General features: G+C 72.4%; 19 protein-coding genes. 11 read left to right on the forward strand and 8 right to left on the reverse strand.

Translation table 11 applies throughout. From position 1 onward, the window contains the following. Nucleotides 1–27 precede the first annotated feature (27 nt). The 5 genes from ABZ836_RS04130 to ABZ836_RS04150 all read right to left on the reverse strand — a co-directional run bounded on the left by ABZ836_RS04130 (nt 28) and on the right by ABZ836_RS04150 (nt 3,998). The gene (locus tag ABZ836_RS04130) at nt 28–1,164 is read right to left on the reverse strand and encodes a DUF475 domain-containing protein (protein ID WP_361139047.1); all 1,137 of its coding nucleotides are present in this window, start codon (nt 1,162–1,164) and stop codon (nt 28–30) included. A gap of 101 nt (nt 1,165–1,265) precedes the next feature. Further along, nucleotides 1,266–1,844 carry a TerD family protein gene (locus tag ABZ836_RS04135; protein ID WP_356131262.1) on the reverse strand — a complete coding sequence of 193 codons (579 nt, stop codon included), beginning with the start codon at nt 1,842–1,844 and terminating at the stop codon, nt 1,266–1,268. A 351-nt stretch (nt 1,845–2,195) separates the two neighbouring features. Next, nucleotides 2,196–2,771 carry a TerD family protein gene (locus ABZ836_RS04140; RefSeq protein WP_356131264.1) on the reverse strand — a complete coding sequence of 192 codons (576 nt, stop codon included), beginning with the start codon at nt 2,769–2,771 and terminating at the stop codon, nt 2,196–2,198. Between the two features lie 117 nt (nt 2,772–2,888). Then, nucleotides 2,889–3,347, reverse strand: coding sequence for a peroxiredoxin (locus ABZ836_RS04145; protein ID WP_361139052.1), 459 nt, complete (start codon nt 3,345–3,347; stop codon nt 2,889–2,891). Between the two features lie 213 nt (nt 3,348–3,560). Then, a complete protein-coding gene (locus ABZ836_RS04150) occupies nt 3,561–3,998 on the reverse strand; it encodes a DUF3052 domain-containing protein (RefSeq protein WP_356131268.1) in 438 nt (145 codons plus the stop codon). A 463-nt stretch (nt 3,999–4,461) separates the two neighbouring features. On the opposite strand from ABZ836_RS04150, the gene aceE reads away from it, so the two are divergent. Together aceE and ABZ836_RS04160 are read left to right on the forward strand one after the other, a co-directional pair. Next, the gene (gene aceE / locus ABZ836_RS04155) at nt 4,462–7,218 is read left to right on the forward strand and encodes a pyruvate dehydrogenase (acetyl-transferring), homodimeric type (protein WP_356131270.1); all 2,757 of its coding nucleotides are present in this window, start codon (nt 4,462–4,464) and stop codon (nt 7,216–7,218) included. 68 nt (nt 7,219–7,286) lie between these two features. Next, nucleotides 7,287–8,060 (forward strand): potassium channel family protein, encoded by a 774-nt coding sequence (locus ABZ836_RS04160; protein WP_356131272.1) that lies wholly within the window; start codon nt 7,287–7,289, stop codon nt 8,058–8,060. A 316-nt stretch (nt 8,061–8,376) separates the two neighbouring features. On the opposite strand, the gene ABZ836_RS04165 is transcribed toward ABZ836_RS04160, so the two are convergent. Continuing rightward, on the reverse strand, nt 8,377–8,682 hold the full coding sequence (locus ABZ836_RS04165) for a small hydrophobic protein (protein ID WP_356131274.1): 306 nt from the start codon (nt 8,680–8,682) through the stop codon (nt 8,377–8,379). Between the two features lie 435 nt (nt 8,683–9,117). On the opposite strand from ABZ836_RS04165, the gene ABZ836_RS04170 reads away from it, so the two are divergent. Together ABZ836_RS04170 and ABZ836_RS04175 are read left to right on the forward strand one after the other, a co-directional pair. Beyond that, nucleotides 9,118–10,011: a DUF4429 domain-containing protein gene (locus ABZ836_RS04170; protein ID WP_356131275.1), complete on the forward strand. Its 894-nt coding sequence runs from the start codon at nt 9,118–9,120 to the stop codon at nt 10,009–10,011. A gap of 343 nt (nt 10,012–10,354) precedes the next feature. Then, nucleotides 10,355–11,170: a serine hydrolase domain-containing protein gene (locus ABZ836_RS04175; protein ID WP_356131276.1), complete on the forward strand. Its 816-nt coding sequence runs from the start codon at nt 10,355–10,357 to the stop codon at nt 11,168–11,170. 3 nt (nt 11,171–11,173) lie between these two features. On the opposite strand, the gene ABZ836_RS04180 is transcribed toward ABZ836_RS04175, so the two are convergent. Beyond that, a complete protein-coding gene (locus ABZ836_RS04180; protein ID WP_356131585.1) occupies nt 11,174–11,860 on the reverse strand; it encodes a pirin family protein in 687 nt (228 codons plus the stop codon). 137 nt (nt 11,861–11,997) lie between these two features. Here ABZ836_RS04180 and ABZ836_RS04185 point away from each other — a divergent pair, with 137 nt between their 5' ends. The 5 genes from ABZ836_RS04185 (at nt 11,998) to ABZ836_RS04205 (ending at nt 17,006) form a co-directional block, all read left to right on the forward strand. Continuing rightward, the gene (locus ABZ836_RS04185) at nt 11,998–13,200 is read left to right on the forward strand and encodes a helix-turn-helix domain-containing protein (RefSeq protein ID WP_356131278.1); all 1,203 of its coding nucleotides are present in this window, start codon (nt 11,998–12,000) and stop codon (nt 13,198–13,200) included. An 89-nt stretch (nt 13,201–13,289) separates the two neighbouring features. Beyond that, entirely contained in the window at nt 13,290–14,201 is a 912-nt protein-coding gene (locus tag ABZ836_RS04190) for an ACP S-malonyltransferase (protein WP_356131280.1), read from the forward strand. 24 nt (nt 14,202–14,225) lie between these two features. After that, nucleotides 14,226–15,257, forward strand: coding sequence for a ketoacyl-ACP synthase III (locus tag ABZ836_RS04195; protein ID WP_356131282.1), 1,032 nt, complete (start codon nt 14,226–14,228; stop codon nt 15,255–15,257). An 89-nt stretch (nt 15,258–15,346) separates the two neighbouring features. Further along, nucleotides 15,347–15,595 (forward strand): acyl carrier protein, encoded by a 249-nt coding sequence (locus ABZ836_RS04200; RefSeq protein WP_356131284.1) that lies wholly within the window; start codon nt 15,347–15,349, stop codon nt 15,593–15,595. 136 nt (nt 15,596–15,731) lie between these two features. Continuing rightward, a complete protein-coding gene (locus ABZ836_RS04205) occupies nt 15,732–17,006 on the forward strand; it encodes a beta-ketoacyl-[acyl-carrier-protein] synthase family protein (protein ID WP_356131286.1) in 1,275 nt (424 codons plus the stop codon). A 126-nt stretch (nt 17,007–17,132) separates the two neighbouring features. On the opposite strand, the gene ABZ836_RS04210 is transcribed toward ABZ836_RS04205, so the two are convergent. Continuing rightward, nucleotides 17,133–17,627, reverse strand: a complete 495-nt coding sequence (locus tag ABZ836_RS04210) for a DUF3145 domain-containing protein (RefSeq protein WP_356131288.1) — start codon at nt 17,625–17,627, stop codon at nt 17,133–17,135. A 358-nt stretch (nt 17,628–17,985) separates the two neighbouring features. On the opposite strand from ABZ836_RS04210, the gene ABZ836_RS04215 reads away from it, so the two are divergent. Together ABZ836_RS04215 and ABZ836_RS04220 are read left to right on the forward strand one after the other, a co-directional pair. After that, nucleotides 17,986–18,855: an SGNH/GDSL hydrolase family protein gene (locus ABZ836_RS04215; RefSeq protein WP_356131588.1), complete on the forward strand. Its 870-nt coding sequence runs from the start codon at nt 17,986–17,988 to the stop codon at nt 18,853–18,855. A gap of 10 nt (nt 18,856–18,865) precedes the next feature. Next, entirely contained in the window at nt 18,866–19,855 is a 990-nt protein-coding gene (locus tag ABZ836_RS04220; protein WP_361139063.1) for an aldose epimerase family protein, read from the forward strand. The last annotated feature ends 48 nt before the right edge of the window (nt 19,856–19,903 follow it).

Consider the following 19,903-nt stretch of genomic DNA (forward strand, 5'->3'; position numbering starts at 1 on the left):
CACCCGGCGAGAGGGACCTGCCGAAGGTCACACGCCAGGAGACGCCTTCGCCTTGTGCCCGGAGCCGCCCTCCGCGGCCGCCAGCGCGCGGTTGCGCCGGACCGAGGACCAGAAGGACGCGCCGATCAGGCAGACGCCGATGAGACCGGTGATGATCTCGTGGATCTGGTACTGGATGGTGATCAGCAGGATCACGGCCAGGGCGCCGATCGCGTAGTGGGCGCCGTGCTCCAGGTAGACGTAGTCGTCCAGGGTGCCCTGGCGGACCAGGTACACGGTGAGCGAACGGACGTACATCGCGCCGATGCCCAGGCCCAGCGCCATCATGATGATGTCGTTGGTGATGGCGAAGGCGCCGATGACCCCGTCGAAGGAGAACGACGCGTCCAGGACCTCCAGGTAGAGGAACATGAAGAAGGCGGCCTTGCCGACCAGCATCACCGCGGACCGCGGCTTGCCCTCGGCGACGGCCTTCTCCTCCGCCTCGTGCTCGCGCTCCTCCTCTTCCTCCAGCTTGTCCTCGAAGAAGCCGGAGAGGCCGCCGACCACCAGGTAGGTGATCAGACCGGCGATGCCGGCCAGCATCACCGTGCCGGACTTGTCGGCGTGGCCGGTGTGGGTGTGGGCGTGCGTCGCGAAGGTCATCGCCGTGATCAGCAGCAGGATCAGCGCGATGCAGACCGACAGCATGTCGACCTTGCCCAGCTTGGCGAGCGGGCGCTCCAGCCAGGTCAGCCACTTGATGTCCCGGTCCTCGAAGATGAAGTCGAGGAAGATCATCAGCAGGAACATACCGCCGAACGCGGCGATCGCCGGGTGGGCGTCCGTCACGTACTGCTCGTAGAGATCCTTGTTGTTCAGCGCCAGGTCGACGGCCTCGATGGGACCGAGCTGGGCGCTGACGGCGACGATGACGACGGGGAAGACCAGCCGCATGCCGAAGACGGCGATCAGGATGCCGATGGTCAGGAAGATGCGCTGCCAGAAGGGGCTCATCTTCTTGAGGATTCCGGCGTTGACCACCGCGTTGTCGAAGGACAGCGAGATCTCGAGGATCGACAGGATGGCGACGACGCCGAAGCCCGTCCAGCCCCCGTAGAAGAATGCGACGACCAGGCCGATCGCGGTGACCGCGAACGACCAGCCGAAGGTTTTCAGAACCACTGGCTACCCCATCATGTGGCGGGGGACCGCCCCGCACCCGGCTTTACTCTGCGTTGACCCCGCAGTCTAAAGTTGTGTCGCGCCCCGGTGACGTCCGGGCCTCAGGTGATGTTGACACCGTGGTCCAGCGCGATGCCGCGCAGACCCGACGCGTACCCCTGGCCGACCGCGCGGAACTTCCACTCGCCCCGGTAGCGGTACAGCTCGCCGAAGATCATGGCGGTTTCCGTGGAGGCGTCCTCGGAGAGGTCGTAGCGGGCCAGTTCCCGGCCGTCGGCGTCGTCCACCACGCGGATGAAGGCGTTGGACACCTGGCCGAAGCTCTGGCCGCGCAGGTCGGCGTCGTGGATGGACACCGGGAAGACGATCCGCTCGCACTGCGCCGGCACCTGGGAGAGGTCCACGACGATCGACTCGTCGTCGCCGTCCCCCTCGCCGGTCAGGTTGTCGCCGGTGTGGGTCACCGAACCGTCGGGGCTGGTGAGCTGGTTGTAGAAGACGAACCAGTCGTCCCCGAGGATGCGGCCGCCCGCCCCGCAGATCAGCGCGCTGGCGTCGAGGTCGAAGGGCGCGCCGGTGGTGGAGCGCGCGTCCCAGCCGAGCCCGACCGTCACCTTGGTGAGGTTGGGGGCGGCCTTGGAGAGGGAGACGTTGCCTCCCTTGGCGAGCGTGACGCCCATGAACGGATCCTCCCCTTCGTGCGGATGATGTGCGGACGACCGCGCGGCGCGGAACGGCGCGGCGCAGCGTGGAGCGGTGCAGCGCGGCGTGGAGCGGTGCAGCGCGGCGTGGAGCGGTGCAGCGCGGCGTGGAGCGGTGCCGTGCGCACGCCCCGCGTGGAGCGGCGCGTGCGGGACGAGGCTCCGCACGCCCCGCGGACAGCCGTGGCGCCGCACGCCCCGCGGACCGCCGAGGCGCCGCCCCGGCCGTCCGCCGGCCGCGGTGTCGACCGCGCCCCGGGGCCCGGCCCGGCGCTCCGCGGGTGCGGGGGCCGGTCCGGGACCCGGGGCGTGAACCCTGGCCGGGTGACGTCAGACGTTGACGCCGAAGTCCTGCGCGATGCCGCGCAGGCCGGAGGCGTAGCCCTGGCCGACCGCGCGGAACTTCCACTCCGCGCCGTGGCGGTAGAGCTCGCCGAAGACCATGGCGGTCTCCGTGGAGGCGTCCTCGGAGAGGTCGTACCGGGCGATCTCGGCGCCGCCGGCCTGGTTCACCACGCGGATGAAGGCGTTGCGGACCTGGCCGAAGGACTGCTGGCGGGCCTCGGCCTCGTAGATCGAGACCGGGAAGACGATCCGGTCGACGTCGGCCGGGACCGCCGCCAGGTTGACCTTGATCTGCTCGTCGTCGCCCTCGCCCTCACCGGTGAGGTTGTCACCGGTGTGCTCCACCGAGCCGTCGGGGCTCGTGAGGTTGTTGAAGAACACGAAGTGCGCGTCGCTGGCGACCTTCCCGGCCGCGTTGAGCAGCAGCGCGCTCGCGTCCAGGTCGAAGTCGGCGCCGGTGGTCGTGCGGACGTCCCAGCCGAGGCCGACGATGACCGCCGTCAGGCCGGGCGCCTCCTTGCTCAGCGAAACGTTGCCGCCCTTGCTGAGGCTGACTCCCACGAGTCCTCCCTTTTGCTGTCCGGGGGCGGGGAGCCCCGAGTTCGTCGAGTGATGCGTCGGTAGGCAATCAAGGACCGATCGTAGTGACCGGTTCCCGCCCGGCGGGCGGAGAACCCGTCACACGGTCTCGAGTGCCTTGACGTAGTCGTTCAGGTCGCGCGCGTCGGGCAGGGCGTTGACGACCGTCCAGCGCACCACGCCCTCCTTGTCGATGATGAAGGTGCCGCGCACCGCGCAGCCCTTCTCCTCGTCGAAGACGCCGTAGGCGCGCGACACGTTCCCGTGCGGCCAGAAGTCGGACAGGAGGGGGTACTCGAAGCCCTCCTGCTCGGCGTAGACCCGCAGGGTGTGGATGGAGTCGGCGGAGACGGCGAGCACCTGGGTGTCGTCGTTGACGAAGGCCGGCAGGTTGTCCCGGATGTCGCAGAGCTCGCCGGTGCAGACACCGGTGAAGGCGAACGGGTAGAAGAGCAGCACCACGTTCTTGTCGCCCTGGTAGTCGGAGAGCCGCACAGTCCTGCCGTGGTTGTCCCTCAGTTCGAAGTCCGGGGCCCGGTTGCCGACCTCGATCGCCATCGTCTCGCTTTCCCTTCGCCGGCCACGCCGTTCGGGCGGGTGACAGTGTGACAGTCGGTGACACCCTACGCGGCCTGCGAAAACCACGGGGAGACCGTGCACCGCGAACCGTGCACGGTGACCGTGGAGAGGGGCAAAGCACCGCGGGGGGACGCCGGGCCGTGCGGCCCGGCGTCCCCCCGCGGTCGGGGTCGTGCTCCGGCGGGAGCGGCGTCACCGCTTGGTCTTGGCGCCCTTCGGCGTCAGCAGGCGGCTTCCGCTCCAGTCCTTGCCCACGCTGACGCTCTTGGTCGCGGAGAGCCCCGCGGTGGTCGCGGCTTCGGCGATGTCGCTCGGCTCCACGTATCCGTCACGGCCCGTCTTGGGCGTGAGGAGCAGGATCGAGCCGCCTTCCTCGATGTACGTGGTGGCGTCCACCAGCACGTCGGTCAGGTCGCCGTCGTCGTCGCGGAACCACAGCACCACGGCATCGGCCACGTCGTCGTATTCCTCGTCGACCAGCTCGCCGCCGATGACTTCCTCGATGGCCTCGCGGAGCTCCTGATCGACGTCGTCGTCGTAGCCGATCTCCTGGACCACCTGCTCGGGCTGGAACCCCAGCCTGGCGGCAGGGTTCGTCCGCTCCTCCGCGTGGTCCGCGGTCGCGCTCACGGGTTGCCTCCTGATCATGTTGCGATTGTGTCTCCTCCGGCTCGCCTGACGCTGCCGGGGGAAGGGTTCGAGCCACGCGCGTGCGCGAAGCATTGGCCGTAGTCCACACGGGCGGGACGGATCGCGCAAGTACCCGGCCGTCGAGACCGCCGAAACGGTGACGTTCCCGGCGGCGCCGGTGCAAGTTCCGGGCACCGATCCCGGCTCCGGGTGACGCAGGCCACACTATTCTGTCCTCTTTGCCGCTTTCGGCGGACACCATGCGTGCGACGTACGAATTGTTTTGCGAAACCTGTCTGGTGTGAGCGTATTCGGTTTCCGCGACGCGCGCGCCACGGGGGCCGGTGTTCGTCCGCCGCCCGCCCGGAGGCGCGCGAGGTGAGGTTCGCGATCAGCGGGTACACCATGGGGGAAACCCGTCCACATCCCGACGACTGGACCCCTGCGAGAGCGAAGGAACGCCGTGGCTTCCGGACCCGGACCAGATCGCGCCCCGATCATCATCGGCGGCCTGCCCAGCCAGGTCCCCGACTTCGACCCCGAGGAGACGAAGGAGTGGCTGGACTCCCTCGACGCCGCGATCGACGAACGCGGCCGTGACCGGGCGCGCTACCTGATGCTGCGACTGATCGAGCGGGCCCGCGAGAAGCGCGTGGCCGTGCCCGAGATGCGCAGCACGGACTACGTCAACACCATCGCCACCAAGGACGAGCCGTTCTTCCCCGGCAACGAGGAGATCGAGCGCAGGATCCTCAACGCCACCCGGTGGAACGCCGCGGTCATGGTCTCCCGCGCGCAGCGCCCGGGCGTCGGCGTGGGCGGCCACATCGCCACCTTCGCCTCCTCCGCCTCGCTGTACGACGTGGGCTTCAACCACTTCTTCCGCGGCAAGGACGCCGGCGACGGCGGGGACCAGATCTTCTTCCAGGGGCACGCCTCCCCCGGCATCTACGCCCGCGCCTTCCTGCTGGACCGGCTCTCCGAGGCACGGCTCAACGGCTTCCGCCAGGAGAAGTCGAAGGCCCCCGACTGCCTGTCCTCGTACCCGCACCCGCGCTCGATGCCGGACTTCTGGGAGTTCCCGACGGTCTCCATGGGCCTGGGCCCGCTGGGCGCGATCTACCAGGCGCGGATGAACCGCTACCTGCAGGCCCGCGGCATCGCCGACACCTCGCGCTCGCACGTGTGGGCGTTCCTCGGCGACGGCGAGATGGACGAGCCGGAGTCGCTGGGCCAGCTCAGCCTGGCCGCCCGTGAGGGCCTCGACAACCTGACCTTCGTGGTCAACTGCAACCTGCAGCGCCTGGACGGGCCGGTGCGCGGCAACGGCAAGATCATCCAGGAGCTGGAGTCGGTCTTCCGGGGCGCCGGCTGGAACGTGATCAAGCTGATCTGGGACCGTTCCTGGGACCCGCTGCTGGCGCGGGACCGGGACGGCGTCCTCGTGGACCGGATGAACCGGACGCCGGACGGCCAGTTCCAGACGTACGCCACCGAGTCCGGCGCCTACATCCGCGACCACTTCTTCGGCGACGACCACCGGCTGCGCGCCATGGTCGAGAGCATGACCGACGACCAGATCCTCCACCTCGGCCGCGGCGGCCACGACCACCGGAAGATCTTCGCGGCGTACACGGCGGCGCTGGAGCACAAGGGCCAGCCGACGGTCATCCTGGCCAAGACGATCAAGGGCTGGACGCTGGGCCCGAACTTCGAGGGCCGCAACGCCACGCACCAGATGAAGAAGCTGACCGTCGACGACCTCAAGCGCTTCCGGGACCGGCTGCACCTGCCGATCTCCGACAAGGAGCTGGAGAACCCCTACGAGGCCCCGTACTACCACCCGGGCCGGGACTCGGAGGAGATCCAGTACATGCACGACCGGCGCCGCGCGCTGGACGGCTACGTGCCGACCCGGGTGCTGCGGTCGAAGCCGCTGACGCTGCCGGGCGACGCCGCGTACGCGGCGGTGCGCAAGGGGTCCGGGAAGCAGACGGTGGCCACCACGATGGCGTTCGTGCGGCTGCTCAAGGACCTGATGCGGGACAAGGAGATCGGCCGGCGGTTCGTGCTGATCGCGCCGGACGAGTACCGCACCTTCGGCATGGACTCGTTCTTCCCGAGCGCCAAGATCTACAACCCGATGGGCCAGCAGTACGAGTCCGTCGACCGGGAGCTGCTGCTCGCCTACAAGGAGTCGCCGACCGGGCAGATGCTGCACGACGGCATCTCCGAGGCCGGCTGCACGGCCTCGCTGATCGCCGCCGGGTCGTCGCACGCGACGCACGGCGAGCCGCTGATCCCGGTGTACGTCTTCTACTCGATGTTCGGTTTCCAGCGCACCGGCGACCAGTTCTGGCAGATGGCCGACCAGATGGCCCGCGGTTTCGTCCTGGGCGCGACCGCCGGCCGCACCACGCTGACCGGCGAGGGTCTGCAGCACGCGGACGGCCACTCCCAGCTGCTGGCCTCCACCAACCCGGCCTGCGTGGCCTACGACCCGGCGTTCGGGTTCGAGATCGCGCACATCGTGCGGGACGGACTGCGCCGGATGTACGGCTCCTCGCCGGAGCACCCGCACGGCGAGGACGTCTTCTACTACCTGACCGTCTACAACGAGCCGATCGTCCAGCCGGCCGAGCCGGAGGACGTGGACGTCGAGGGCATCGTCAAGGGGATCCACCGGTACGCGCCCGGCACCGAGGGGTCGGTCCCGGCGCAGATCCTCGCCTCGGGCGTGGGCCTGCCGTGGGCCCTGGAGGCGCAGCGGATCCTCGCCGAGGACTGGGACGTGCGGGCGGACGTCTGGTCGGCGACGTCCTGGAACGAGCTGCGGCGCGAGGCGGTCGAGGCGGAGGAGCACAACCTGCTGCACCCGGAGGAGGAACCGCGGGTGCCGTGGGTGACGCGGAAGCTGTCGGGCGCCGAGGGTCCGTTCGTGGCCGTCTCGGACTGGATGCGGTCGGTGCCGGACCAGATCGCGCGCTGGGTGCCGGGCCCGTACACCTCGTTGGGCGCCGACGGCTTCGGCTTCGCCGACACCCGCGGCGCGGCGCGGCGGTTCTTCCACATCGACGCCCAGTCGGTGGTGGTGGCGGTGCTGTCCGAGCTGGCCAAGGCGGGGCAGGTGGACCGCGGGGTGCTCAAGCAGGCCATCGACCGCTACCGGATCCTGGACGTGACCGCGGCCGATCCCGGCACGATGGGCGGCGACGCCTGACGCCGCCCGCGCCCGCCGTCGGGCCCCCGCCGTCCCCGGGACGGCGGGGGCCTTCCTACGATTCCGGGATGGTCGAGGACGAGACGGCGGCGCGGCCCGCCCCGCTGGAGGCGTGGGAGCGGCGCACCCAGCGGCCGCTGCTGGTGCTGGCGGTGGTGTTCGCGGTCGCCTACGCGGTGCCGATCGTGGATCCGGACGCGAGCCGGACGGTGGTGACCGCCTGCCGGTGGGCGGAGTGGCTGGTCTGGGGCGCGTTCGCGGTGGACTACACGACGCGGCTGTGGCTGTCGGAGGACCGGTGGGCGTTCTTCCGCACCCACCTGCTGGACCTGCTCGCGGTCCTGCTGCCGCTGCTGAGCCCGTTGCGGCTGCTGCGGCTGGTCTCCACGCTGATCCTGGTCGGGCAGCGGGCCCGGCTGAGCTCCCAGGTCCGGCTGACCACGTACGTCGCCGGGTCCGTGGTGGGGCTGCTGGTGTTCGGCTCGCTGGCGGTCCTGTCGGTGGAACGGAACGCCCCGGACGGCAACATCAGGACGCTGGGCGACGCGGTCTGGTGGGCGTTCACCACCATGACGACCGTCGGCTACGGCGACCTCGCGCCCACCACGGGGCTGGGCCGGCTGCTCGCGGTCGGGCTGATGCTTTCCGGCATCGCCCTGCTCGGTGTGGTGACGGCCAACATCGCGGCCTGGTTCATCGCCCAGTTCGACAAGGACGACGCGGAGGAACGGCGCCGGACCGAGGCGATCAGCGCCCTCACGGCGGAGGTACGCGCCCTGCGCGCCGAGGTCGCCGCCCTCTCGGAGTCCCGCCGCGCACCGGTCGACGCGGACGACGGGTGACCCTCACGCGCGCCGACCGGTGGTCCCCGGGCGCGTGCGTGCCACGCCGCGGACGGTCCGGCCAGGACACGCGCCGGCGTCGACGCGGCCGGTGATCCGGCCGGGACACGCGTGCTCCTCACGCCCGGCGGCGCTCGGTGCCGGGCGGGTGCCCGTCCGGGCGGCAGACGGTCGAGCCCGGACCCGCGCTCGCGTCACGTGGGGGCGGTCCGGCCCGGCACGCGCTCGCGTCCCGGTGGTGGGCGGTCGGGCCCGGGCACGGCGAAGGGCGCCGGAGCGGAGAGGAGTCGCTCCGGCGCCCTTGTCGCAGGGCCGGTCAGAGGAGACCGGTGCCTGTTCCCGCCCCGGCGAGGAAGATCAGCGCCAGAACGGTGTCGATCGCACCCAGGACGACGGCGACCAGCGCCGGCCATCCGGCACTCGCGCCCTTCCAGGTGCGTCCCATGGCGAGCCAGCCGCACACCATCGCCACCGGGCCGAGGATGATCCCGGCGACGAAGAGTCCGGCCACCGCGCACACGACTCCGACGATCGCGAGCGTCGCGCTGTCCGGCCCGGTCCGTGACGGATTCGCGCCACGCGAGCGGGGGTTCCTGCGCGCACTTTGTCCGAAGCCGGCCATATCAACTCCCTTGCACCCTCTGCCTTGTAGGGGCGCTGTTCGGGTTCACTGTTCGGATTGCCCGCAATCGGCGCGGCACGCATACGAGTTGGCGCTTTCCGCCGAGGGGGCCTCGCTCCTGGGCTTTCCCCCCGGTGACGATCACGCGGACCCGCCCCACCGGCGGCCGGCCCCGACGCGGCGTCCGCGGGCGGCGTCCGCGGGCGGTGTCCGCGGAGGGGGCACGGGGGCACACCGGATACTTCGCGCCGGGCAAGGAAAGTCTGAGAGATTTCGCTCCGATCGGCGCGGGGTCTTCGGCCGCCGTGCGGTGCGCACGCGAAGAAGACCCGTGCGGAACCCTCGCCACCGAAGTCTCACCTGTTCGAGGCCGGTCGCGCCGCAAGAACTCAATGCCTGCCGGACACGGGACGCCGAGGGGGAGGCGCGCATACGATGACCCGCATGGGTGACGTACTGGCCGGATTTCATGCCGCCTGGGAGTTCGAGTCCGACTCCGTGCTCATCCGCTACGAACGGGGGATACGCACACCGAGACTGTTCCAGGCGCTCGGCGAGCGCCGGGTGCCGACAGCCGCCCTCGCCGGGGTCGAGCTGACCCGCGGCCGGCGCGGCACCGTCGTGCTGCGCGCCAGGCTGCGGCCCGGCGCCGACCCGCTGATGGACGCCGCCGACGGGCAGCTGCCGGAGGCCAACGACCCGTACCGGCTGGTGCTGCCCGGCGACCGGGAGACCCTCGCCGAGTACTACGCGGACGAGTTGCGGGCCCTCGTCCCGCGCGACCCGGGGCCGGTCTCCGCCTACCTGGTCGCCCCGCCCGAGGCGCCGCGGCAGTTCAAGGCCTACGACGCCAAGGCGTCCTTCGACGGCTCGACGGTGTCTTTCCGCTGGTCGTGGACGGGGGCCTCGTCCGCGAAGTGGAAGACCGGCGACCAGCACGTGCCGGTGAGCGAGCTGGCCGGCGTCGAGTGGCGCTCGCCGGAGGCGCTGGAGGGGCACCTGAGGCTGGTCCGGCACGGCGCCCGCGACCGCGAGGCGCACGTGCCGGTGGACCAGGACCCCTCGGCGGTGGTGTTCGGCCTCGGTTACGGGCCGGTCCACGAGTCGCTGCCGTTCGCCGCGGCCGTGCTGGCCTCGGTGCGGGCCTCGGGCCCCACGGCGGGCACCGGCGTCGCGGAACGGATGACGCCGGTGGCGGTCGGCGTCACCCGGCGGGACCCCGCGGACATCGCCGAGCGGATCCGGCACCTCGGAGAGCTCCACCGGGCCGGACTGGTCACCGACGAGGAGTTCGCCGCCAAGAAGGCCGACCTCCTCGCCGAACTCTGACCGGACCGAGCACCGGGCGGTCCGACCTCCGACCGGACGGGCACCGGGCGGTCCGCCGGGCCGGCCTCGGCACGGCGGGCCTCCACGCAACCGGACATATGTACGGATGCTTCACCGGTTCGGGTGAGACGGGGTTGGGCGCACACCCTCCTGGGCAGCCCAAGGTCACAGCGGGTCAGGCCCTCCGCAGGACATGCGGAGCGTGACGGTCCGCCCGTGCGCGGCCGGAGGGGAGCGGCGCACGGGCGGACCGCCCCGGCACTGTCGTGCCGCGCACGGTCTTCATCCGCGGGCCGGGACCCCTCGATGCGGCCGGTCCTCCGTTCCGCCTAGGCTCTGCGGCATGAACAGCCTGTCGATGATCGAGACCTGGCCCGTCCCCACCGCCGCGGCGGGCGTCGTGCGGGCGGACGGCGCGGTGGCCGGTGTCCACGGGCCGGTGGACCACCGGTTCCCGCTGGCCTCGGTCACCAAGCCGCTCGCGGCGTACGCGGTGCTGGTGGCGTACGAGGAGGGCGCGGTCGAGCTGGACGAGCCGGCCGGCCCGGAGGGTGCCACCGTCCGCCACCTCCTCGCCCACACCTCGGGTCTCGCCTTCGACGAGCCCAAGGTGACGGCCGCGCCCGGCGAGCGCCGGATCTACTCCAACGCGGGCTTCGAGGAGCTGGGCCGCCACGTGGAGAAGGCGACCGGGATGTCCTTCGCCGAGTACGCCCGCCAGGCGGTCCTGGAACCGCTCGGCATGACCGCCACCACGCTGGAGGGCTCCCCCGCGAAGGACGGCGTCTCCTCCGTGACGGACCTGCTGCGCTTCGCCGCGGAGGTCCAGGCCCCGCGGCTGCTGGACCCGCGCACGGTCCTCGAGGCGATGACCGTGCAGTTCCCCTCCACCAAGGGGGTCCTGCCGGGGTACGGCCACCAGAACCCCAACGACTGGGGGCTCGGCTTCGAGATCCGCGACGGGAAGTCCCCGCACTGGACGGGCTCCGGGTCGTCGCCGTCCACCCTCGGCCACTTCGGCCAGTCCGGCACCTTCCTGTGGGTCGACCCCGAGGCCCGCCTCGCCTGCGTCGCGCTGACGGACCGCCCCTTCGGCCAGTGGGCGATCGACGCCTGGCCCCCGTTCACCGACGCCGTCCTCGCCGAACTCCGCGGCTGACGGTCACCCGGCCGTGCCGGACCCCACCGCCGGGTCCGGGGCGGCGAACTCCCACACCAGGAACTCCGACGGGGCGGCGGCCTCCGCCGTGAGGGCGCCCTCCCCGGTGATCCGGGCCGCGTCACCGGCGGTCAACGGCTCGCCGTCGACGCGGAGTCCGCCCGACGCGAGGTGGACGTAGAGGGAACCCGCCGCGGGCAGCGCCACGTTGTCGCCCGCCGCCAGGCGGTGGATGTGCAACACCGCCCGCGCCTCGGGCAGTTCGTACGCCCCCGCCCGGAGTTCCCGCACCAGCCGGTACGCCGGCTCGCCGGGCACGCCCTCCCGCGGGGCCAGCCACATCTGCAGGAACCGGCACGGCACGGAGCCGTCGTTGCGCTCCACGTGCCGCACCCCGCTCCCCGCGCCGAGGTGCTGCAGGTCCCCGGGCCGCACCCGCCGCTCCCGTCCCCCGGAGTCCCGGTGCGTGAGCTCGCCCTCCAGCACCCAGGTCACGATCTCCACGTGGCGGTGCGGATGCTCGTCGAAGCCGGCCCCCGGTTCGAGCCGTTCCTCGTTGACGGCGATCAGCGGCCCGAAGCCGAGGTTGTCCGGGTCGTAGTGCGGGCCGAAGGAGAAGGCGTGGCGGGTGGTGATCCCCGCCCCCGGCTCCCCGCCCGGGTACCGGTCGTCCGCGCGCCGTACGTCGATGGTCACGGCGGTCACGCTACCCGCGCCGCCCTCCCGGCTCCCCGGACCCCGCCCCGGGCCGGGTGTGACGGTCCGCACACGGACCGCGTCCGACCCGGCGCGACGCGACCCGTCCGGCATGGGGCACCCTTGTGGGCGTGCCCGCACCAGATCCTTCCGAACACCGTCCGTCCGCCGCCCACACCCACTCCGCCACGCTGAAACGGCTGGAGCGGTCCTCCGGCAGCCTCGCCGCCCAGGCGATCGCGCGGATGGACGAGACGCTGCCCTGGTACCGGGCGATGCCCCCGGAGAACCGGTCGTGGATCGGCCTGGTCGCGCAGGCGGGCATCGCCGCGTTCACCGAGTGGTTCCGCCGCCCGGAGACCCCCACCCAGGCGATCTCCACGGACGTCTTCGGCACGGCCCCCCGCGAACTGACCCGCGCGATCACCCTGCGGCAGACGGTGGAGATGGTGCGCACCACCATCGAGGTGATGGAGTCCGCGATCGACGAGGTCGCCGCCCCCGGCGACGAGTCGGTGCTGCGCGAGGCCCTGCTGGTCTACGCCCGGGAGATCGCCTTCGCCACCGCCCAGGTGTACGCGCAGGCCGCCGAGGCCCGCGGCGCCTGGGACGCCCGGCTGGAGTCGCTGGTGGTGAACGCGGTGCTCTCCGGCGAGGCCGACGAGGGCGCGGTCAGCCGGGCCGCGGCGCTGGGCTGGAACTCCCCCGAGCACGTCTGCGTGGTGCTGGGCACGGCGCCGGAGGGCGACAGCGAACTGACGGTGGAGGCGATCCGCCGTGCCGCCCGCCACACCAAGCTGCAGGTGCTGACCGGCGTGCTGGGGCACCGCCTGGTGGTGATCGCGGGCGGCAGCGACAACCCGCTGCACGTGGCGAAGTCGCTGATCGGGCCGTTCGCGGCGGGCCCCGTGGTGGCCGGCCCGGTCGTGCCGGACCTGCTGGCCGCGACCCGCTCCGCGCAGGCGGCCACCGCCGGGCTCAAGGCCTGCTCGGCCTGGCCGGACGCCCCGCGCCCGGTGCTGGCGGACGATCTGCTGCCGGAACGCGCGATCGCGGGTGATCCGATGGCGCGCGAGCAACTGGTGGAGGAGATCTACAGACCGCTGGAGGAGGCCGGTTCCGCGCTGCTGGAGACGCTCAGCGTCTACCTGGAGCAGGCGAGCAGTCTGGAGGGCGCGGCGCGGATGCTCTTCGTCCACCCCAACACCGTGCGCTACCGGCTCCGACGTGTGACCGACGTCACCGGGTGGTCACCCTCCGACGTCCGGTCCGCGTTCGCCCTGCGGGTGGCGCTGGTCCTCGGCCGCCTCCAGGACGGTGATCAGCCCGGCTGACCCTTTGTCCGGGTCCTACAATTAGCCCTCCCGTTCTTCGTCCCTGTCCCCACGGGCGGCCGTCGCCGTCTCCAAGAGAGAGTGTGAGAGTGCTCGTACTCGTCGCTCCCGGCCAGGGCGCCCAGACGCCCGGCTTCCTGACTCCTTGGCTCGAACTCCCCGGCGCCGCCGACCGCCTCGCCGCGTGGTCGGACGCGATCGGGCTCGACCTCGCCCACTTCGGGACCGAGGCCGACGCGGACGCCATCCGTGACACCGCGGTGGCGCAGCCGCTGCTGGTCGCGGCCGGTCTGCTGTCCGCGTCCGCGCTGGGCGACGTCACGCCCGGCGCGGTGGCCGGCCACAGCGTCGGCGAGATCACCGCCGCCGCCCTCGCGGGCGTGCTGGAGGACTCCGCCGCCCTGTCGCTGGTGCGCACCCGCGGCCTGGCGATGGCCGAGGCCGCCGCCGTCACCGCCACGGGCATGGCCGCCCTGCTGGGCGGCGACCCCGACGTGACGGTCCCCCACCTGGAGAAGCTCGGGCTGACCCCGGCCAACCGGAACGGCGCCGGCCAGATCGTCGCCGCCGGCACGGCCGAGCAGATCGAGGCGCTGGTCGCGGAGAAGCCCGAGGGCGTGCGCCGCGTGGTGCCGCTCAAGGTCGCGGGCGCGTTCCACACGCACCACATGGCCCCCGCGGTCGACAAGCTGGCCGAGGCCGCCGGGGCCCTCGACCCGGCGGACCCGCGGGTCGCCTACGTCTCCAACAAGGACGGCGCCCGGGTCACCTCCGGGGCCGAGGTGCTGCGGCGTCTGGTCGGCCAGGTGGCCAACCCGGTCCGCTGGGACCTGTGCCTGGAGACGTTCCAGGAGCTCGGTGTGACGGCGCTGATCGAGGTGTGCCCCGGCGGCACCCTCACGGGCATCGCCAAGCGCGCCCTGCCGGGCGTCAAGACGCTCGCCCTGAAGACCCCCGACGACCTCGACGCGGCCCGCGCGCTCATCGCCGACCACGCCTGACGCCCCAGAAGGAGCCGACCGAACATGTCGAAGATCAAGCCCAGCAAGGGCTCCCCGTACGCGCGGATCCTGGGCGTGGGCGGCTACCGTCCCGCGCGGGTGGTGCCCAACGAGGTGATCCTCGAGAAGATCGACTCCTCCGACGAGTGGATCCGGTCGCGTTCCGGCATCCGGACCCGTCACTGGGCGAACGACGAGGAGACCGTCTCGGCGATGTCGGTCGAGGCGGCCGGCAAGGCGCTGGCCGCCGCCGGGATCGCCGCCGAGCAGGTCGGCGCCGTGGTGGTCTCGACGGTGTCGCACTTCGAGCAGACCCCGGCCGTCGCCACCGAGATCGCGGCGAAGCTGGGCACGGACAAGGCCGCCGCCTTCGACATCTCGGCGGGCTGCGCCGGCTTCGGCTACGCGCTGACGCTGGCCAAGGGCATGGTGGTCGAGGGGTCCGCCGAGTACGTGGTCGTGATCGGCGTGGAGCGCCTGTCCGACCTGACGGACCTGGAGGACCGGGCGACGGCCTTCCTCTTCGGCGACGGCGCGGGCGCCGTGGTGGTCGGCCCGTCCGACGAGCCCGGCATCGGCCCCACGGTCTGGGGCTCCGAGGGCGACAAGTCCGGCGTCATCAAGCAGACGGTGTCCTGGAACCGGTACCGCGTGGGCGACCTGGCCGAGCTGCCGCTGGACGAGGCCGGCCGGGTGAAGTTCCCCGCCCTCACCCAGGAGGGCCAGACGGTCTTCCGCTGGGCCGTGTTCGAGATGGCGAAGGTCGCCCAGCAGGCGCTGGACGCGGCCGGCATCGCCCCGGACGAGCTGGACGTGTTCATCCCGCACCAGGCCAACGAGCGCATCATCGACTCGCTCTTCAAGACGCTCAAGCTGCCCGAGACGGTCACGGTCGCCCGCGACGTGCGGACCACCGGCAACACCTCGGCCGCCTCCATCCCGCTGGCGATGGACCGGCTGATGGAGACCGGCGAGGCGAAGAGCGGTGACACGGCCCTGGTCATCGGCTTCGGCGCCGGACTGGCCTACGCCGCGACGGTCGTCACCCTCCCCTAGGCGTTCCGTGCCGGACGACCGGTCCGGCCCGGACATGTGGACGTAGATCGCCACACCCTCAGAAATACATCGACGAAGGAGCGCCCGACATGGCCGCCACGCAGGAAGAGATCGTCGCCGGTCTCGCCGAGATCGTGAACGAGATCGCCGGCATCCCCACCGAGGACGTCAAGCTGGACAAGTCCTTCACCGACGACCTGGACGTCGACTCCCTGTCCATGGTCGAGGTCGTCGTCGCCGCCGAGGAGCGCTTCGACGTGAAGATCCCGGACGAGGACGTCAAGACGCTCAAGACGGTGGGCGACGCCGCCGACTACATCCTCAAGCACCAGGGCTGAGCCGGGCTCAGCGCCTGACGCTCGCCACCTGGCAGCGTCTCCGCGGGGGGTGCCTCGCCGTCAGGGCGCAGGCACCCGCTGCGGAGGCAGTGCGGTGGCGCCGCTGTTCCTCGTACCTCGTTGGAGAAGAGTTCCCGTGAGCCCGACCAATCGCACCGTGGTCGTCACCGGTATCGGCGCAACCACACCGCTGGGTGGCGACGCGGCCTCGACCTGGGAAGGCCTGATCGCCGGACGTTCCGGTGTCGGCCCCCTCACCCAGGACTGGGCCGCCGAGCAGTCCGTCCGCATCGCCGCGCAGATCGCGGTCGAGCCGACCGAGGTCATCCCCCGGCCCCAGGCCCGCCGCCTGGACCGGTCCGCGCAGTTCGCGCTGGTCGCCGCTCAGGAGGCCTGGGCGGACGCCGGTTTCGCCGGCAAGGCCGGTGAGGAGGAGGCGGGCGTCGCGCCCGAGCGTCTGGGCGCCGTCATCGCCTCCGGCATCGGCGGTGTCACCACCCTGCTGGGCCAGTACGACGTGCTGAAGGAGAAGGGCGTCCGCCGCGTCTCCCCGCACACCGTGCCCATGCTGATGCCCAACAGCCCCTCGGCCAACGTGGGCCTGGCCGTGAACGCCCGGGCGGGCGTCCACACCCCGGTCTCCGCCTGCGCCTCCGGCGCGGAGGCCATCGGCTACGCCATCGAGATGATCCGCAGCGGCCGTGCCGACGTGGTCGTCGCGGGCGGCACGGAGGCGGCGATCCACCCGCTGCCGATCGCGGCGTTCGCCAACATGATGGCGATGTCGAAGAACAACGACGACCCCGAGGGCGCCTCGCGTCCCTACGACACGGACCGCGACGGCTTCGTGATGGGCGAGGGCGCCGGTGTCCTGGTCCTGGAGTCCGCCGAGCACGCCGCCGCGCGCGGCGCCCGCGTCTACGCGGAGGCGGTCGGCCAGGGCATCTCCGCCGACAGCCACGACATCGTGCAGCCGGAGCCCGAGGGCCGCGGCATCCAGGCCGCGCTGCGCAACCTGCTGGCCTCCACCGACCTGGACCCGGCGGAGCTGGTCCACGTCAACGCGCACGCCACCTCTACGCCGGCGGGCGACATCGCCGAGCTCAAGGGCCTGCGCGCGGTGTTCGGCGACGACGCCGACCACATCGCGGTCTCCGGCACCAAGTCGATGACCGGTCACCTGCTCGGCGGCGCCGGCGGTGTCGAGTCGGTCGCCACGGTGCTGGCGCTGTACAACCGGGTGGCGCCGCCCACCATCAACATCGAGGAGCTGGACCCGGCGGCGGCCGGGCTCGCCGACGTGGTCCGCGACGAGGCGCGCAAGCTGCCGGTCGACGGCCGGATCGCCGCTCTCAACGACTCCTTCGGCTTCGGCGGCCACAACGTCGTCCTGGCCTTCCGGACGATCTGAGGTCACGCGCCCGAGGGTCGCCGCACCCCAGGTCGCCGCACCGGCACGCGAGAGGGCCCCCGCTCCGGCGGGGGCCCTCTCGTCGTGTCGTGCGGTGCTCCCGGAGGAGGGCGCTTCGGGCGCGGGTCAGACGACCTGGTGGAGCCAGCGGACGGGGGCGCCCTCGCCGGCGTACCGGAAGGACTCCAGCTCGTCGTCCCACGGCTTGCCCAGCAGCTTCGCCAGCTCCGCCTCGAGCTCCGTCTCGCCGTTGCGGGAGCGGGTCAGGGCGGCGCGCAGCCGGTCCTCGGGGATCATGATGTCGCCGTGGATGCCGGTGACGGCGTGGAAGATGCCGAGGCCCGGCGTGCAGCTGTAGCGCTCGCCCTCCGCGCCTGGGCACGGCTCGGAGGTCACCTCGAACCGCAGCATCTGCCAGCCGCGCAGCGCGGAGGCCAGCTTGGACGCCGTACCGGCCTTGCCCTGCCAGGACAGCTCCGAGCGCCAGGTGCCGGGCGCGGCGGGCTGCCGGATCCAGTCCAGGTTCACGCGGGCGCCGAGCACTCCGGCGACCGCCCACTCGACGTGCGGGCACAGCGCGCGGGGAGCGGAGTGCACGTACAGAACCCCACGTGTCGTCACCGAGACCTCCTCAGAGCGGCGCGCTTGCCACGGACAGAACGGACGGACGGGACTCCTGAGTTCCCCGGTCCACACCTGACGGCGTGTCGGAGGAGTCACGGTGCGAGGCTACCGTGCCGACGGGCGCGGAGGGTGACGTACCGTCCGTCCCACGGTGGCGAAACGCCGCCATTCACCCGGTGGGACGCTTGTACGGGTCGGCAAGGTCACATCGGGTCGCCGGCGGGAACTCCCGCGCGTTCTCATGGTGAGGGTCACGTCGCACCGGTGCCCCGGTTCGCCGTGACCATGACGGAAACGGCCGGGCGGAACCGTGGGCCGGGGCCGGGGCCGTGGAGGGAGGAGGACGGGTATGACGATGCGTCGCGGAGCGCGGCCGGCACGCGCCGCCGGGGCCGTCGCCGCCGTCGCCGCGCTGCTGGCGTCGGCCGGCTGCGGCGGCCAGGAGGGTGCGCCGCCGCCGCACCCGAAGGCCTCTCCGCCGCCGTCCTCCTGGGACCGCGCGCCCGACTCGGTGGCGGCGGTCGGCGACTCGATCACCACCGGGTTCGACTCCTGCCAGGTCCTCTCGGACTGCCCGGGCGTGTCCTGGTCCACGGGCGACTCCCCGGAGGTACGGAGCCTCGCGTCCCGGCTGCTGGGCCGCGCGAGGGCGGCCTCGCACAGCTGGAACTTCGCGGAGACCGGCGCGCGGATGTCCGACCTCGGGGCCCAGATGCGGCAGGCCGCGGAGCGGCGGCCCGGGCTGGTGACGGTGCTGGTGGGGGCCAACGACGCCTGCCGCGGGTCGGTGCGGTCGATGACGCCGGTGGAGACCTTCCGCGACCAGTTCGCGTCCGCGCTGCGGACGCTGCGCGAGCGGTCGCCGAAGTCCCAGGTGTACGTGGCGTCGATCCCGGACCTCAAGAGGTTGTGGGAGGTGGGACAGGAGACGCCGATGGGCCGCGAGGTGTGGAAGCTGGGCATCTGCCCGACGATGCTGGGGGAGGCGGAGGCGATGGACCGCAAGGCGGACGAGCGCCGGGGGAAGGTCAGGGACCGGGTGGAGGAGTACAACGAGGCGCTGGCCGAGGTCTGCGCGCGGGACGAGCGGTGCCGGACGGACGGAGGTGCGGTGTACGCCTACCGGTTCGGCGCCCGGCAGCTCAGCCGGTGGGACCTGTTCCACCCCAGCGTGGACGGCCAGGCGAGGCTGGCCGACATCGCCTACCGGGCCGTCACGGCCTAGGGTGGCGATCATGAGCAGCGAACTCTTCGGCGCCCTTCCCGACGGCGCCCAGGTGCACCGGTGGACCCTGGCGCGGGCCGGGGTGCGGGTGCGGGTCCTGACGTACGGCGGGATCCTGCAGTCGGTGGAGACGCCGGACCGCGACGGCCGTACGGCCGGCATCGCGCTCGGCTTCGACGGGCTAGACGGGTACCGCAAGTTCACCGGTCCGTTCTACGGGGCGCTGATCGGCCGGTACGCCAACCGGATCGCGGGCGCCCGGTTCACCCTGGACGGCGTCGACCACGCGCTGCCGGCCAACGACGGGGCGAACTGCCTGCACGGCGGTGACGACGCCTTCGACAAGCAGGTCTGGCAGGCCGAGCCGGACGGCGACCACGCGCTGCGGCTGTCCCGGGTGAGCCCCGCCGGTGAGGCGGGCTTCCCGGGCCGGCTGGAGGTCTCCGCGGTGTACGCGCTGGAGGAGGACGGCGCGCTGTCGCTGACCTACGAGGCGGTCACGGACGCGCCGACGGTGGTGAACCTGACCAACCACACCTACTGGAACCTGGCGGGCGCCGGCTCGGGCACGGCCCGGACGCACCGGCTGCGGCTGGCCGCCTCCCGGTACACGCCGGTGGACGGCGCGAACATCCCGGTCGGCGCCCCGGCGGAGGTCGCGGGGACGCGGTTCGACTTCCGGGGGTCGGAGGGGCGGCCCACCGGCGAGGGCTACGACCACAACCTCGTCCTCGACAAGGGGGTCACCGCGGAGGCCGCCCCGGTGGGCGAGATGTGGGAGGAGTCCACGGGGCGGGTCCTGACCGTCTCGACCACGGAGCCGGGCATCCAGGTCTACACCGGCGACTTCCTCGAGGGCCCCTTCTCCCCCGGCGACGGCGTGGCCCTGGAGACCCAGCACTACCCCGACGCGCCCAACCGTCCCGACTTCCCCTCCACCGTGCTCCGCCCCGGCACCACGTTCCGCTCCCGCACGGTCTACGGCTTCGGCACGCGGTGACGCCGCGGGGGCGGCACGAGCGCGCCGCCCCCGCCCGTGCCGCCCCCG

The organism is Streptomyces sp. NPDC047130 (assembly GCF_040643475.1).
Classification (GTDB): Bacteria; Actinomycetota; Actinomycetes; order Streptomycetales; family Streptomycetaceae; genus Streptomyces.